Below are 15,342 nucleotides of genomic sequence, written 5' to 3'. Positions count from 1 at the left end.
CCGGCGCGCCCCCGGGCCCCCCCCCCGCGCCCGCCCCCCCCCCCCCACCGCCCCCCCGCCCCGGCCGCCCGCCGGGCCCGCCCGCCCCGCCGCGGGCGCCCCCCGGCCCCGTGCTGCCGGACGGTCCGCGGGGCCGGGACCAGCAGCCGGCCGGGGTCAGCAGCCGGCCGGAGTCACGGTCGGGGCCTGGCCCCGGCCCGGGTCGGTGCGGTGGGGGCGGTGCGAGGGAGCCGGACGGCTGCGGCGAGGCCGATGAGGGCGGCGAGGGCGAGCGTGGCCATGGCGGCGGCGTAGGCGTTCTGGGTGAGGTTGGCGACGAGGATGGTGCCTGCGACGGCGGTGCCGAAGGAGGAGCCGAGGTTGGAGATGCTCCGGGACAGGCCGGAGATCTCGCCCTGCTGGTCCTCGGGGAAGGCGGACTGGACCATGTTCACGGAGGGGGTGAGCATGACGCCGAGGCCGAGACCGATCAGCAGCAGCCCGGGGGCGAACGCCCAGGCGCCGGGTCGGCCGGCGACCAGGGCCAGCAGGAGGGCGATGCCGAACACGGCGAGGGCGAACCCGCTGATGATCAGGGTCCGTTGGGGGAAGCGCCTGGCGAGGCGTTCCGCGGCGAGGGAGGAGGCGAGCACGCCGAGGGTGGCGGCGGTGAAGATGACGCCGGTCTCGATGGCGTCGTAGCCGCGGACGACCTGCAGGTAGGTGGCGACGGTGAACGAGGTACCCATGAGGAGCAGCCACTGGGCGTTCTGGGTGACCAGGCCGAGGTTGGCCGTGCGGTTGCGGAAGAGGCTGGTGGACAGCAGTGGTTCCACCCCGGCGCGCTCCTCGCCGCGGATCCAGTGCAGGAACCAGCCCAAGACGAGGGCGCCGGCGGTGATCAGGCCGAGCGTCAGCCACAGGTTGTCGTCGGCGGCGAGGATGCCCGTGACGATCAGGACCAGCCCGCCCGCGGACAGGACGGCGCCGCGCACGTCGAAGTGGCGATCGGGGTCGGCGGGGAGCGGGTCGGCGATGTTTCGGCTCAGTGCGATGATCACCGCGACCACCAGGGCCTGGAAGACGAACGCGGCGCGCCAGCTGATCGCGGAGGTGATCAGGCCGCCGATCAGCGGGCCCGCGGCCGCACCGACGCCGCCGGCCGCCATGATGACCCCGAACGCGCGGGCACGGGAGGTCAGGTCGGGGTACAGCAGCGTGGTGAGGATGTAGACGGGGGGAATGAGCAGGGCGGTGCCGACGCCTTCGAGGAGCGAGTTGCCGAGGATCAGCACGCCGAGTCCGGGGGCTACCGCGCTGAGGAGCGCGCCTACGCCGTAGACCGTGAGGCCCGCGAGGAAGCAGCGCTTGCGGCCGAACCGGTCGGTCGCCTTGCCGCCCGGGATCATCAACGCGGCCATGACGAGCAGGAACACGGTGATCGCGACCTGCACACCCTGCACGGTGGTGTCCAGGTCGTGGCTGATGTCGTTGATCATCACGTTCATGTTGGAGCCCGCGAAGCTGCAGATGAACTGCGCCAGCGCGAGTGGTGCCAGCATGCGTGAGCCGGCGCCCGACCGGGCAGGACGGGCGTGTTCGCCGGCGGCGGGATCCTCGGTCACGGGAGCTGGCCTCTTTTCACGGCGGAAGGATCAGGCGCCCGACAGCGTCTCTCCATGGCACCGCCAAACTCGGCCCGCCGCATCCGGAACGGCGGACCCGCACCTGCGGGCCGTCGCCGCGGCGGGTGATCCGCCGGGCGCTCCCTGCTCCCCCGGGCCCCCGGGCCGCCGGGCCGCCGGGCCGCCGCGGGATCCGTGGAGTGGCTGCGCGCCGCCCGCGACCGCAACGCCGGACCCGCGGTCGGATTCGGCCCGTGGGCGGCGACCGGCACCGCGGTGGTCCGGGCCGGAGCTGCCTTCGAGATCTACCGCCACCTCGTGCCCGGCTCCGTCGGCCGCGCCGCCCGGCTCCTCGGCCTCCGCCTCGCCGCCCGACCACGCGGAGGCCCTGCCCCTGGGCCGGGTCCGCGCGGGTCGGACGGTCAGCCGGGCCCGAGGTTCGCCCGCGCGAAGCTCACTTCCTGTCAATCACATGTCAGTACACTGTCGTTGCCCACCATCGGGTGGGTACTCCATGGCGCCGTGGGTCGGTGTGACGACGAAGGGAGAGTCCGGTGAGCAGTCTCAACAAGGGTCTGGAGCGGATCGAAGTAGGCCTGTTGTGGGATCCGAGCCCAGCCGGCGCGGCACGTCACGATCTGGACCTCGTCGCCGCGACGTACACCGCCGACGCCCCGTCCGTCGCCCCCTCCTACCTGGTCCACTTCGACAGCCGCGCTCCCGACGGCACCATCACACTCACCAGGGACAGCCGCGACGGCAAGGGCCTCGGCGTCGACGAGCGCCTGGTCCTGGAGCTCGACCGTCTGGCGGACCGCTACCGCCGGGTTGTCGTGGGCGTCGCCATCCAGCAGAACGCCGGCCGGCTGACGTTCGGGGACATAGCGAACCCCGTGCTGAAGATCCGGAACGGGCGCGACGAGTTCGCGGTCGTGGACTTCTCCGGCACCGGTGAGGCCACGGCGGCGAGGGTCGCGGAGTTCGTCCGGAACAGCTCAGGGGTCTGGGGATTCCGGCCCGGGGTCCACGGATTCGACGCCGATCCGGCGACCTTCGCGAGGATCATGGGCACCTGAAGCCTGCCGCAGAAGGCCGGGGCGGGTAGGCCGGGATTCTGTCCGAGCCGTACGAGTCGGTACCGCCCGCCGGCCGGCGCCGCATCAGGGTCTCAGCCGTACCGCTCGACGAGCGCGCTGCCGATCGAGGCCAGGCGGTCCCGCACACCCGGAGGGCCGGTCACGTCGAGCCATTCGACCAGTCCGGCGAGCTCGCCGGCGAGCGCGTACTCGTTGTAGCCGCGGATCACGACCTCGACGCGGCCGGCGGTCGTGGAACCTCCCACGACGAGCCGAGGGCCGAGCATCATTCGGAGCAGGCCCATCCCGTCGGGCGCGCACACCGCCTGGATCTCCAGGGGCGTCCGCCTGCGGTCGACCTCGTCGGCGATCTCGCGCCAGCTCGCGGCGAGGTCGAAGTCCGCGGGTCGCCGCGCGGGATCGCCGGTCGGGTCGACGGAGGACACGCGGTCGATCCGGAAGGTCCGCCGGCCGGCCCCGGTGTCGGCGACGAGGTACCACGACGGACCTTTGGCCACGATGCCCAGCGGGTGGACGGTCCTCGCGGTTTCGGCGCCCTTGCCGTCGACGTAGCCGAGCCGCACCTGGACGCCTCGGATCACCGCGTCCTGGAGCTCGTCGAGGAAGCGGGCCGGCCGGTGCTCGACCGGGCTCGACCCCCATCGTTGCGGGTCCATGACCAGCGACGACGCCGCGGCCTCGGCCTGCACCCGGAAGGGCTCCGGCAGGGCGTGGACGAGCTTGCGCAGAGCCGCTCTCACGGCCGGCGTCGCGGCCGAGGCCTGGCCCGCGACCAGGAACAGCGCACGGGCCTCACCCGCGGTCAACCCGGACAGGTCGGTGCGGGCGCCGCCCACGAGGCGCCAGCCGCCGCCCCGGCCCTGCACGGAGTACACGGGCACCCCGGCCGTGGCCAGGGCGTCGAGGTCGCGGCGGGCGGTGCGCTCGGACACCTCCAGCTCTCGGGCGACCTCCGCCGCCGTCACCTGCTCGCGCCGTTGCAGCAGGAGGAGGACGGCCACCAGCCGGTCGGTTCGCACGCCGGCAACACTTCCACACAAAACCGGTCATGGGGTGACCGGGTTCGTCGGCAGGATGGCGACATGGCCTCACGGGCGAGTCGCACCACCCGCGACCGTGTCGGTCCCCGGCCTGCCGGGGCTGCACCGGCGCCGTCGTCGGGAACCTTCGCCGCCTGATCGTCCCGAATCCCGAAAAGATGAGGAAGAAATTCAGTGTTCAATCCAGCCGATTTCCCCGAGCCCACCGTTGTTCCGGTCAACGGCGTGGAGCTCGAAGTTTTCGAAGCAGGTCGACAGAATGCCGGAAAGCCCGTCGTGCTCTGCCACGGCTGGCCGGAGCACGCCTTTTCCTGGCGTCACCAGGTGCCCGCCCTCGTCGCAGAGGGATACCATGTCATCGTCCCGAACCAGCGGGGTTACGGCAATTCGTCCCGCCCGGCCGAAGTCACGGACTACGACATTGCACACCTGTCGGGTGATCTCGTCGGACTTCTCGATCACTACGGGTACGAGGACGCCACCTTTGTCGGTCATGACTGGGGTGCCATGGTCGTCTGGGGACTGGCCCTGCTGCATCCGGACCGTGTCAACAAGGTGATCAACCTGAGCCTGCCCTACCAGGAGCGCGGAGAAAGGCCCTGGATCGAGTCCATGGAGGAGGTACTCGGCGGCGACTTCTATTTCGTCCACTTCAATCGGCAGCCGGGCGTCGCGGACGCCGTGTTCGAAGAGAACACCTTCCGGTTCCTTCGCAACATCTACCGGAAGAACGAGCCCCCCAGGGAGCCTCGGCCGGGTATGGCACTGATCGATCTCGCCAGGGCGGAGAAGCCGCTCGGTGAGCCCGTGATGAGCGACGGCGAACTGGCTGTCTTCGTCTCCGCCTTCGAATCGGCGGGGTTCACGGGCAGTGTGAACTGGTACCGGAACCTCGACCGCAACTGGCGCTTGCTGGCGGACGTGGACCCGATCGTCCGGCAGCCCACGCTCATGATCTACGGCGACCGGGACGCGGTGCGCAGGTCCGAGAACCTGGCCGCGTTCGTGCCCCAGGTGGACGTGGTCAGCCTGGACTGCGGCCACTGGATCCAGCAGGAGAAGCCGGTAGAGACGAACCGGGCGATCTCGGAATGGCTGAGGCGGCACGAGAGGGCCTGAGAATCCGTCCGGTCGATCATGTGATTCTCCGGGCCGGACCTTCTCCTGAGCGGCTCGTCGGACCAGAGGCCGGAATCGTCGGGGCGAACGGAAGAGTTCGCCGACGGACCGGCGCGGCCGGGTCGGGGGCAGGTGTGCCTGTCCTTGACCTTGCCGCGACGTCATGGTCTTCACTGGGTTCATGAGAATCGGCGAAGTCGCGGCGCTGGTCGGGGTCACCCCGCGGGCCGTACGGCACTACCACCATCTGGGGCTGCTGCCCGAACCCCTGAGACGCAGCAACGGGTACCGCGAGTACGGCATACGGGACGCCGTCCTGCTCGCCCGGATCCGTCGGCTGACCGAGCTCGGAGTCGGACTCGACGAGGTCAGGGACGTCCTGGCGGACGCCGAAGGCCATGACCTGAGAGAGGTCCTGGAGGAGCTGGACGCCGACCTGGCACGGCAGGAGGCCCTCCTGCGGGAGCGACGGTCGCGGCTGGCCGCGCTGCTGGTGCAGGCGCAGGAGGGGTCCCTGCTCCCCGGGGGACCGGTCTCGCCGGAGCTCGCCGGTCTGCTGGCCTCGCTCGGCGGCGCCGATGACTCGCCCGTGGCCGCGAAGGACCGCGAGCACCTGGCGTTTCTCGACGCCGCGACCCCGGAGGAACGGCGGGTGTCGCTGATGGCGGCGCTGCAGGAGATGTCCGAGCACGCGGGACAGGTCTACGGCCTGCTGGACGACCTCGTCGGCCAGGCGCCGGACAGTCCGCAGGTGGCACGGGCGGCCGAAGCGTTGGCGGCTCTTCTGCCCGACAGTCTGGCGGAGCACGTCCCCGGCGCAGACGCGTGGGGCCCGGCCGGGGCCCTCTACGAGGACCTGGCCCCGGCCCAGGCCGCGGCCGTGCGCCGCGCGCTCGGACTCCTCAAGCGACGACAGGGAGAGTCCGCATGACCTCCACGCCGCCGGCGCCCCGGCCGCAGCCCGCCGGCACCGCGCCACCGAAGCGCCCACGACTCGTTCCGGTACCCGTGCTGCGCGTCCTCGCACACGAGCGACGTGTCATGGAGAGCCTGGTCCGGTGGGTCACCCGCCGACCGCACGGCACCGACGGAGCCGACGCGGTCTTCACCCACGGCCGGGACCAGGCCACGACCATGTACGCCCTCACCTTCGCCTGTGTGGTCGAGACCGGCGCCCTGTCCCTCCTCCTCGCCGGCCTACCCGTCCTCCACGCCGTCCTCCTGGTGGTCGACGTCTACACCGTGCTGTTCGTCCTCGGGCTGCACGCCGCCTCCCGCACCCGGCCGCACGTCCTCGCCGGCCGCACCCTGCGGATCCGGCAGGCCGCCGGCGTCGACATCCGCCTCCCCCTCGACCGGATCGCATCCGTCCGCCGCGACACCCGCTTCACCCACGAGAAGAAGGACGGCGAACTCAACCTCCCCATCGCCTCGCAGACCTCCGTCACACTCGAACTCACCGAACCGGTCGACGCACCGACCTTCCTCGGCGCACCCCGCCTCGTGACGGTGATCAGGCTGCACGCGGACGACCCACAGGCCCTCCACGACGCCGTCGCGCGAGTACGGTTCACGCCCGGACCGGGCCCGGAGGCAGCCTCGCAGACCTGACCCGGGTCCGGGTACGGGTCCGGTCCGGTCCGGTCCGGTCCGCCCCATCGCCCTGCCCGCGGGCCCCGATGGCCCCTTGCTCCCCTCAAGTCTGTTGCCCTGTAAGGGAATCAGCCATTCTGCGTGTCCGCACCACACGCGAGCATCGGAGCCGTCAGTCTGGTGAGAGGTTGAGGGGGCCGGCGCCAGGGCCCTGTCCGCCCGTTCCGCCCTGCGCTCCCTGCCCTCCTCCCGTTCCGCCTTGTCCGCCTTGTCCGCCTCTGCCGGAAGTGTTCTTCATGAGTTCACCGCCGTCGTTCTACTCACAGGCCGGAAACTTCGGGAGTGCGGTCGCGGGGGGTGTGGATCCCCGGACCGGATTGTTCAACGTGCGGATCTCGTTGGGGAATCTGGTCGGCAACCGCAATCTCGGGCCGTCGCTGCCGCTGGTACTGGGCTACTCACCGCTCAACGGCACCGATGCGGGCCTGGGGCGGGGCGTCTCGCTGGGGTTGACCGCCTACGACCGGGACAACCGGCTGCTGGTCCTGGCCTCCGGAGAGCAGTACAAGGTCCAGGAGACCGACAGCACGGTCGTCCTGAGGCAGAAGAAGCTGGACACGGTGCGCGTCACCAAGGACCGGGACGCGTACCGCCTGGTGCACAAGTCCGGCGACGTGGAGATCCTCACCGGGCCGCGGAACGCGTTCGGCCTCAAGGTGCCCACCACGCTGCTGACGCCCGCCGGGCACGCCCTCGGCCTGACCTGGGACTTCGGCCACGGCTCGGTGCCGCGTCTCAAGGCGGTGAACGACGAGAACGACACCCTGCTGACCGTGGACTACACCGGAAGCGCCAAGGCCACCCTGACGGTGCTGCCGGGGCACTCCGAGGGGTACCGCGTGGAACTGCGCTTCCAGGACGGCCTGTTGTCGAGCGTGCACCACTTCGGGCTCGGCGCGGACGCGCCGCTGGTCTGGAGCTTCACCTCCGAACCGGTGGGCCGGCAGGGGGCGTGGGGTTCCTGGATCACCCGGGTCGGCATGCCCGGCGGAATGTCCGAGACCGTCTCCTACTCCCAGGGCGGGACGGGTCACCGGTTCCCGGACTCCGCCGGACTACCGGCCCTGCCCTATGTGACGCGGTTCGTCCGCAGACCGGGCGGCGACCAGCCGCAGACCGAGGTGGACTACAGCTACACCGACAACAACTTCCTCGGCGGCCGATCCGGCGCTGCCTGGAATTCCGACCTCGACAGTCTCTACGGGGTCCTGACCGGCTACACCTACGGTTCCACCGAGTCGGTCACCACCGGGGGCCGCACCGCGAGGACCACCCGCACCTTCAACACCTACCACCTGCAGACGGACGAGACGACGAGCCGCAACGGCTGTTCCCGGCAGGTTCGCACCGACTACCACGCGGTCGTCGGCCGGCGGTTCGAGCAGCAGGACGACCGCTTCCAGCTCCCGAAGACCCGCACCGTCACCTGGACCGACCCGGACGGCCGATCACGCGACGAGGTCACACAGACCGACTTCGACGACGCCGGCAACCCGCGCAGCCGCACCGATCCCGACGGGACCCGGACCGACTGGGAGTTCTACCCCACGGGCGGCAGCGGATCGGACTGCCCGCCCGATCCCCACGGATTCACCCGGTGGCTCAGGGCCGTCACGCACACGCCGCCGGGCACCGGGTTCGACGCACCCGCCGTCAGGACGTCCTACTCCTACACCTCGTACGCGACACCGGACGCGCGGGTGCCCACCGCGGTGGTGAAGTCCTCGGAACGGCACTACGCCGACGGCCGGCTCCTGCGGAGGGAGGACCTCGCCTACGGCACCTCGGACGCGGAGTTCGGCCGCATCACCGCGCTGGCCGAGGTCGAGTTCCCGGACGGCGAGGGCGGCGACTCCTACACCGCGTCCCACGCCTTCACCTTCCGGACGGACGGTGAGGCGCTGGTCCAGACGCACCGTCTGACGACCCACGACCGGTTGACGACGATGCGCTCGCAGCGACGCTCGCGGTTCACCGGGCGCCTGTGGTCGGCCACCGATCCGCAGGGCAACACCGTGACCACGAGCTACGACGGCCTGGGCCGTACGCTGGCCCGCACCACCCACCCGGGCACCCCGTACGAGGCGACCGAGACCCACACCTACGAGGTGGGGACCTCCGCCCCGTTCGTCACGACATCCACGGACCCGCTGGGCAACCAGCGGCGCGTCAGCTTCGACGGCGCCGGGCGGCCGGTCGTCGGCGAGCGCCGGCACACCGGCGGCGACGGCACCTGGCAGGTCGTCCAGCGCGTGAGCTACGACGAACTGGGCCGCGCGGCATCGGAGTCGGTGACGGACCACCTGCCCCACGGCGGCGGCAGAGCGGCCGAGCTGACCCGGACCCTGTCCTACGACGACTGGGGCCGGCTGTCGGCAATCGCCTGCGACGACGGCACCGGCCGGCTCACCCGGATCGACCCGGTCTCGCTGACGGCCACGGTCCAGCAACTGGGCGGCGGAAGCCCGGTGTCCGGAACGGGGGTGACCACCTTCGACACGCGGGGCGAGCCGGTGGCGACGGAGCGGTTCGACCTCAAGGGCGCCCCCTCCGGACGGCGCACACTGGAGCACGACGGCCGGGGCCGGCTGCGCCGCGAGACCGACGAGCTGGGGAACACCACGCAGTACGACTACGACATGCGCGGCCGGCTCACCCGCACCACCCTGCCCGACGGCACGGCCGTCACCCGCGCCTACGCACCGTTCTCCTCCGGCGGCCTCGCCACGACGCTCACCGTGGCCGGAATCCCCTACGGCGCGCAGACCTTCGACGGCCTGGGACGACTGACCGGCACCAGCTCCGGCGGGCGCACCTGGTCCTACCGGTACGCCCACGACAGCGACCCCCTCCCCACCCAGGTCACCACCCCCGACCGGCGGCAGATCAGCTACGCCTTCGTCCCCCAACTCGGCAACGCCGTCTCCCGGGTCCAGGCCGACTCCCTCACCCAGAGCCTCGGGCACGACCCCGTCTCCGGCTTCCTGACGAGCGCGCAGGAGGCCGACGTCACGGTGACGCGCGACTACACCCCCGCCGGCCTGCCCCGCACCGAGACCACCACCCGATCCGGCGGCCCCGGCGTCACCGCGCGATGGACCTTCACGCCCGGCGGCCTGGAAACCGGCTACACCGGAGTGGACGGCACCGACCGGCAGACCCTGCGGGACACCTTCGGCCGGATCACCGCCATCACCGACCCGGCGATGGGCGTGTCGGTGAGCTACGGCTCCGACGGCCGCCCGACCTCGTGGACCGTCAGGGACCCGCAGTCCGGGTACACCCTGACCACCACGCTCACGCTGGACGACTTCGGCCGCGAGGTGACGCGCTCGACCCGGGACAGCCGGGGCCGCACCTGGTCGCTCACCCAGCAGTGGCTGGACAACGACCTCCTCGCCCGCAGGACGTCCACCTCCGGCACCACGCTGCTGCGCGACGAGACCTTCGCCTACGACGGCCGCAACCGGCTCACCGCCTACACCTGCGCCGGACCGACGCCTCCGACCGACGCCCAGGGCAACGGGATCACCGCGCAGAGCTTCGACCACGACGCCTTCGGCAACGTCACCCGGTGCCGGTCGCAGTACGCCGACGGCTCCGACGGCTCCGACGGCTCCGACACCGCGACCTACCTGTACGAGAACCCGTCCGACCCGTGCCAGCTCACCGGCATCACCCACACCGGCGGCACCCACCCGCCCCGGATCACCCTGGCCTACGACGCGGCCGGGCGCCTGATCACGGACCGGGCCGGGCGCACGCTCGCCTACGACCCGCTCGGCCGCCTGCGCTCGACGGGCCCGGCGAACGAGTACGGCTACGACCCGCTCAACCGGCTGCTCACCCAGCGGACCGACGGCCACACCACCGTCCTCCACTACCGAGGCGAATCCCTCGCCGCCGTCACCGAGGACGGCCGGCCAGGCCGCCTCCTGCAGCTCGGCAACGGCGCCTACGTGGCCCAGTCCCGCGACGGACGCACCCGGCTGCTCACGACGGACGGCGCCGGTACCGTCCACCTGGCGGCCGGCGCCGAGGGCCAGGAACCGTACGCCCGCACCCCTTACGGCGAACGGCCGGTCGGCGGCGCCGACAGCCTGCTGGGCTTCACCGGCCAGCGGAGCGACCCGATGACCGGCTGGTACCACCTCGGCAACGGGGCCCGCGCCTACGATCCCGTCCTCCTGCGGTTCACCACCCCCGACACCCTGAGCCCCTTCGGTGCGGGCGGCGTCAATCCCTACGCGTACTGCGCGGGCGACCCCGTCAACCGGGTCGACCCGTCGGGCCATCTGAGCTGGCAGGCCTGGCTCGGCATCGGCCTGGGCATCGCGGACCTCGCCCTGGCCGCCGTCACCGGCGGCATGGCCATCGTCGCCGCCGGCGGGGTGATGGCCGCGATCAGCGCCGCCTCCGCCACCACCCTGGTCGTCGGCACGCTCGGCGTCGCCTCCGACGTCACCGCCATCGCGAGCGGTGCCCTCGAAACCGCCTCCCCCAAGGCCTCGGCCGTCCTCGGCTGGGTCTCGCTCGGCACCGGGGCGGCCGGGCTGGCCGAAGGCGGCGCGCGCCTGGCCCGCCTCGGGGCCGAGCGCGCCCCGGGCTTCGCCGAGGAGGCCGCACGCGGCTTCGGAGGGCCGGCGAAGAGGAAGGCCACGCTCGGTCTGAAGCTCGCGAAGACCGATCCCGAGCTCCACGGCCTGCCGGTCGTCCTACCGGACAAGACCCCCTGGGACATGTTCGTCATCGAGAACCGCAACGGTGCGAGGGTCTGGGTCAGCGAAGGCGAGGTCGACGGAGTCATGGTCAGGAGGGCTGCCCTGAACGCGGCGGCGCGCGGCAAAAAGGTCGACATTCTCAGCGGAACACACGGCGCCGAGCTCGGGGAGCGCACCGGCGCGGAAGTGAAAGCGGAGTTCTACCACCAGGACGTCGGCGGCAGGCCGCACGCGGCCACGGGGCAGGAGAGCCTCTGGTCTCCGAACGTGTACGTGCACAACACGCCCCGCCTGTCGTTCGACCGGATCGGGGAGATCCTGCGGGGCGACTCCAGTCACGAAATCATCGTGGGCTTCTGCTGCAGCCGCAACGACGACGCCGTCCGGGAGTTCCTCGGCCTGGACGCCGGCTACTCGTACTCGCCACGTTTCGCCGAATTCCACACGGCGCTCTGACACCCTGCCGCACGCCGCCGCACCATCTCGGACGAACGAAGGAGACCACGCATGTCGACATGGACCAGCGTGTCGAAGCTCTCGATCATCCTCGTGAGCGGAGACGAGACGTGCGACATCTACGCGAACGGGCGGAACAGGATCGGCGTGATGATCAGTATCGCGCCGACCGACGGCGACGGGGATCCCGTCGAGGTCGACTCCGCCCACCTGCTCGACCGCCTGTGGCTGATCGACTACGTCACCGAGTCGACACTCGACTGGAACGGCACCTCGGGCTGGTGCTACACGGACACCACCAACGCCTTCACCGCCACCCCCGGCCTGTCCGGTGAGCGCGCCGAAGCCTCGTTCGACGACGACGGAACCCAGCTGGTCACGTTCTACGTGTACTGCGCCCCCGGAGTGAGCCCGAAGTCGATCGGCGTCCAGGTCAAGACCGACAGCGACCACATCATCAAGAGCTCCTTGAACGGAACGCACCAGGCGAAGGTCAGGCTCAATCCGCGGAAGGCCGTGACGTACACGCTGGCGGACGTCGCCTGGGACTACTCGCGAACGTCGACCAAGTACGGCGAAGACACGAAGTACGTGACGACGAACGCCTGGAACTACTACCTGTCCCTGCGATCCCCGGACAACTACTTCGTCACCTTCTCGGTGAGCAACTACTTCAGCGGATCCGGCTACGACGGGTTCTTCGCCTGCAACATCACCCCCGACAACCACCACAAGAACTTCTACGGCGGCTACGTCTGGTACCACGAGCCGCACGGTTCCGCGTACTACTTCGACAGCGACGGGCGCAGCGAAGCCCAGGTCGTCAACTTCCCCGACGGCAACAAGTGGTGGGACTACGCGAAGATCTACAACCGGGACAACCCCGATCAGTACCTGTGCTTCACCTGGGTGCACTCCACCACCGGCGGCAACGGATGGCACCTTCCGAACGGGCCGCTGGACACGTGGAGGGAGTGGTTCGCCCCGGAGATCTACGCGTACGACAGGTACGGCAACTGGGGCGCCTTCTGGGTGGACGGAGGGGACATCGTCGGCGGCCTCAACCTCTACGAGCTCAACCAGTAGGAAACGAGGTTCGAAGACCGCCGTCCGCATCCATCCCGCCCGCGGCGGCAGGAGGCGTCGACCTCCGCGATCCCCGCGATCTCCTCATCGAGGGCCGTCACCCCCTTCGCGAGGCGGGCCACCACGGAGGCGGCCAGTTCCGCCCCCGGCAGGGCTGTGTGCCGGGTTTCGGCCGCCTCGCCGCCGCCGGCTCGTCCCGTAGGGCCCGATGATGAGCACCGACGCCACGCCCAACCGCTCCTCTCGCGCCGGTTGACTCACGGACGCCGCCCAGGCCGTCGCCGAAGTCCTCACCGCCGAGTACCCCGTCCCGGCCTCCCCTTCCTACCTGCATCCGGTCCTCGGCCCGCTCGCCGCCGGGCCCCGCGCGGCCGGCGAACTGAACGCCCGGCTCGACCGAGAAATCGCAGGCGCCGCCAAGGGGCGTCTCGTACCCTCGTCCTCACCGGTTCGCCGAACAGCCACTGAGGATTGTGTGAAGCACTTCGATCTCCATGCCAGGATTCCGTTGCTCGTGAAGACCATGGCCGCAGCCGACCACAGCCCGGATGCTCAGCTGGTACAGACACGCCACCGCGCTTCACTCGTGGAGAGCTGGGACATCGAGCCCGGATCCACCGTCCTCGAACTGGGGTGCGGGCAGGGCGACATGACCGCCGTCCTCGCGGAAGCCGTCGGTCCCCAGGGACGCGTGGTGGCCGTCGATGTCGCCGATCCGACCTACGGGGCGCCGGTCACGCTCGGGGAATCGGCGGCCCGGCTCGCGGCGAGCCCGCTCGGGCCGCGCATCGACTTCCGCTTCAGCACGGACGTCCGCGACCTGTCCGTCGACTTCCCCTCCGACGCCTTCGACCACGTCGTGCTCGCCCACTGCTCCTGGTACTTCGCCTCGCTCGGGCAGCTGCGCGACACGCTGGCCCGGGTGCGGCCCTGGGCGCGCCGGCTGTGGTTCACCGAGTGGGACCTGACGCCCACCCGCGGCGACCAGCTGGCGCACCTGCTCGCCGTACTGATCCAGGGCCAGATCGAGGCCGCGGGCTCACACGGCGAGGGCAACATCCGCACGTCCTTCTCCCGCGAGGCGCTGCTGCGGCTCCTGCCCGAGACGGGCTGGACAACGGACGGCGACGGGCCGGTCCGCACCGACGCACTCCAGGACGCGGACTGGGAGATCACCGCCTGTCTCGACCTGACCACCGGAGGAGAACGATTGGCCGCGCTTTCCGAACCGGTACGGCAACTCGTCCTCAGCCAGAGCGACGTCCTGCGGGCCGTCGCCGCACCGCACGGGAACCGCCCGCTCGCAGCGTACTGGGTCACCGCACGCTGAAGTGCCACCCCGGCCAGACCGTCGAACTTCGACGAGACCGGCCACACTTCAGTCTGCGGCCGGGTCGGGGCGGTCGCCGGGCTCGGCGGCGCCCATCGTCCACGGCCGCCCTGCGCTGCGGACCTTGCGCCCCAGCGCCGCCATGTCGCGGCGGCCTATGCTCGGCTCCAACGCCGTTCTCCCTCTTCGGGCTCCTGTACGACAGCACGCCGTTGCCCTCCTTCAGCACCTCGCACAGCTGGGGCACTCCCTCCAGTTCGCCCATGGCAGAGCGGACGGTGATGAGGATGGCCTCCGACACTCCGAGCGGCGGCACGGGTTGGGGGCGAGTATCGATGCGGGCCACGGCCGATGAGCCCACAGGGCCGCCCTCCACCACGGTGGAGGGCGGCCTCACCTCGTGTGACCTCCTGGAACTCAGGGGCCGGTCGGTGGATATGCCTGGACAAATCTCAGCAGTCGCACCCGTAGCGCCTGTCAGTGGTAGGTCGTGGCCTGAGCGATCAAGCGAACGGACGATGCGCACCGTTGCGTATAGACACGCGGCCGGGAAAGCTGAGTCCGGCCACGGACAAAAGCTGGAGTGCCGTCGACGGCGTCGACGCCCTCGACGTGGAGATCGAGGCCGTCGACCAGGCCGAAGGCGGCATGGACAACCGGCGGGCGTTCACGCCGTCATGCTGCTGATCCGCATCGCCCGAGAACAACGCTGCTCGCGCCGCGTCGGCTCACTCTCGGGGCTGGTTCTGGCTTCTCAGCACCAAACTGGCATTTCACCCTGGCGGTTCCGGGGCGGCACAACGCGCTCAACGCCGCTGCGGCGTTCGCCGTCGGCCGGATACTCGGGGCCGAGCCCGCCGATTTCCAGGCCAATCCGTCACCGACGATCAGTCAGAAACATCAGCAGAAGGTCAGCATCGGTACGAGCAGACCTTGCAAATCGCGCGTAGACCTGAGAATCAACGGCCCCGCACCTGCCCCCCGAGGGGGCAGGTGCGGGAGACGGAACTCGCTCTGCCAATGACCTTGCGATGCCCGAAAAGTCCAGTCGGTAGCGACAGGGCACATATGCTTTCCTCGAAGCATCTCCCCAGGTCAGCGCACCCGACCGCGGGGCTTGAGGGGTAGGGCCGGGAGTTCGGGGGCGTGGAGGCGGGGGCCGTCGTAGCCGTGGACTTCGCCGAAGCGGGTGCCGGTTTCCCAGTCGTTGCGGGCCTGCTGGATTTCTTCGCCGGT

At 70.9% G+C, this 15,342-nt stretch carries 11 protein-coding genes and 1 pseudogene; 8 read left to right on the top strand and 4 right to left on the bottom strand.

The features are described 5' to 3' along the window. Positions 1-173: 173 nt before the first annotated feature. Positions 174-1,541 carry an MFS transporter gene (locus ABZY91_RS38225; RefSeq protein ID WP_355408389.1) on the bottom strand — a complete coding sequence of 456 codons (1,368 nt, stop codon included), beginning with the start codon at positions 1,539-1,541 and terminating at the stop codon, positions 174-176. Positions 1,542-2,158: 617 nt separating this feature from the next. Between ABZY91_RS38225 and ABZY91_RS38220 the strand changes: the two genes are divergently transcribed. Continuing rightward, entirely contained in the window at positions 2,159-2,680 is a 522-nt protein-coding gene (locus tag ABZY91_RS38220; protein WP_355408385.1) for a TerD family protein, read from the top strand. A gap of 92 nt (positions 2,681-2,772) precedes the next feature. Here the strand turns inward: ABZY91_RS38220 and ABZY91_RS38215 are convergent, their stop codons facing one another. Next, on the bottom strand, positions 2,773-3,720 hold the full coding sequence (locus ABZY91_RS38215; RefSeq protein ID WP_355408383.1) for a WYL domain-containing protein: 948 nt from the start codon (positions 3,718-3,720) through the stop codon (positions 2,773-2,775). A 195-nt stretch (positions 3,721-3,915) separates the two neighbouring features. Here ABZY91_RS38215 and ABZY91_RS38210 point away from each other — a divergent pair, with 195 nt between their 5' ends. The 6 genes from ABZY91_RS38210 (at position 3,916) to ABZY91_RS38185 (ending at position 14,106) form a co-directional block, all read left to right on the top strand. Next, positions 3,916-4,860 carry an alpha/beta hydrolase gene (locus ABZY91_RS38210; protein WP_355408381.1) on the top strand — a complete coding sequence of 315 codons (945 nt, stop codon included), beginning with the start codon at positions 3,916-3,918 and terminating at the stop codon, positions 4,858-4,860. 181 nt (positions 4,861-5,041) lie between these two features. Further along, the gene (locus tag ABZY91_RS38205; protein WP_355408379.1) at positions 5,042-5,791 is read left to right on the top strand and encodes a MerR family transcriptional regulator; all 750 of its coding nucleotides are present in this window, start codon (positions 5,042-5,044) and stop codon (positions 5,789-5,791) included. Beyond that, positions 5,788-6,471 (top strand): hypothetical protein, encoded by a 684-nt coding sequence (locus ABZY91_RS38200; protein WP_355408377.1) that lies wholly within the window; start codon positions 5,788-5,790, stop codon positions 6,469-6,471. Before ABZY91_RS38205 ends, ABZY91_RS38200 begins: the two co-directional genes overlap by 4 nt. A gap of 368 nt (positions 6,472-6,839) precedes the next feature. Beyond that, positions 6,840-11,690: an RHS repeat-associated core domain-containing protein gene (locus ABZY91_RS38195; RefSeq protein WP_355408375.1), complete on the top strand. Its 4,851-nt coding sequence runs from the start codon at positions 6,840-6,842 to the stop codon at positions 11,688-11,690. Between the two features lie 51 nt (positions 11,691-11,741). After that, positions 11,742-12,776, top strand: a complete 1,035-nt coding sequence (locus ABZY91_RS38190; RefSeq protein ID WP_355408373.1) for a hypothetical protein — start codon at positions 11,742-11,744, stop codon at positions 12,774-12,776. 523 nt (positions 12,777-13,299) lie between these two features. Beyond that, positions 13,300-14,106: a class I SAM-dependent methyltransferase gene (locus ABZY91_RS38185; protein ID WP_355408387.1), complete on the top strand. Its 807-nt coding sequence runs from the start codon at positions 13,300-13,302 to the stop codon at positions 14,104-14,106. Between the two features lie 48 nt (positions 14,107-14,154). On the opposite strand, the gene ABZY91_RS38180 is transcribed toward ABZY91_RS38185, so the two are convergent. Further along, a complete protein-coding gene (locus tag ABZY91_RS38180) occupies positions 14,155-14,277 on the bottom strand; it encodes a hypothetical protein (RefSeq protein ID WP_355408371.1) in 123 nt (40 codons plus the stop codon). Positions 14,278-14,634: 357 nt separating this feature from the next. Here ABZY91_RS38180 and ABZY91_RS38175 point away from each other — a divergent pair, with 357 nt between their 5' ends. After that, positions 14,635-14,793, top strand: a complete 159-nt coding sequence (locus tag ABZY91_RS38175) for a hypothetical protein (RefSeq protein WP_355408369.1) — start codon at positions 14,635-14,637, stop codon at positions 14,791-14,793. Positions 14,794-15,201: 408 nt separating this feature from the next. Here ABZY91_RS38175 and ABZY91_RS38170 read toward each other — a convergent pair. Next, positions 15,202-15,342: pseudogene (locus tag ABZY91_RS38170) on the bottom strand (pirin family protein); the annotation flags it as partial.

The organism is Kitasatospora sp. NPDC002965, from assembly GCF_040611255.1.
Taxonomy (GTDB): Bacteria; Actinomycetota; Actinomycetes; order Streptomycetales; family Streptomycetaceae; genus Kitasatospora.
This window is presented reverse-complemented; position numbering and strand designations above follow the sequence as displayed.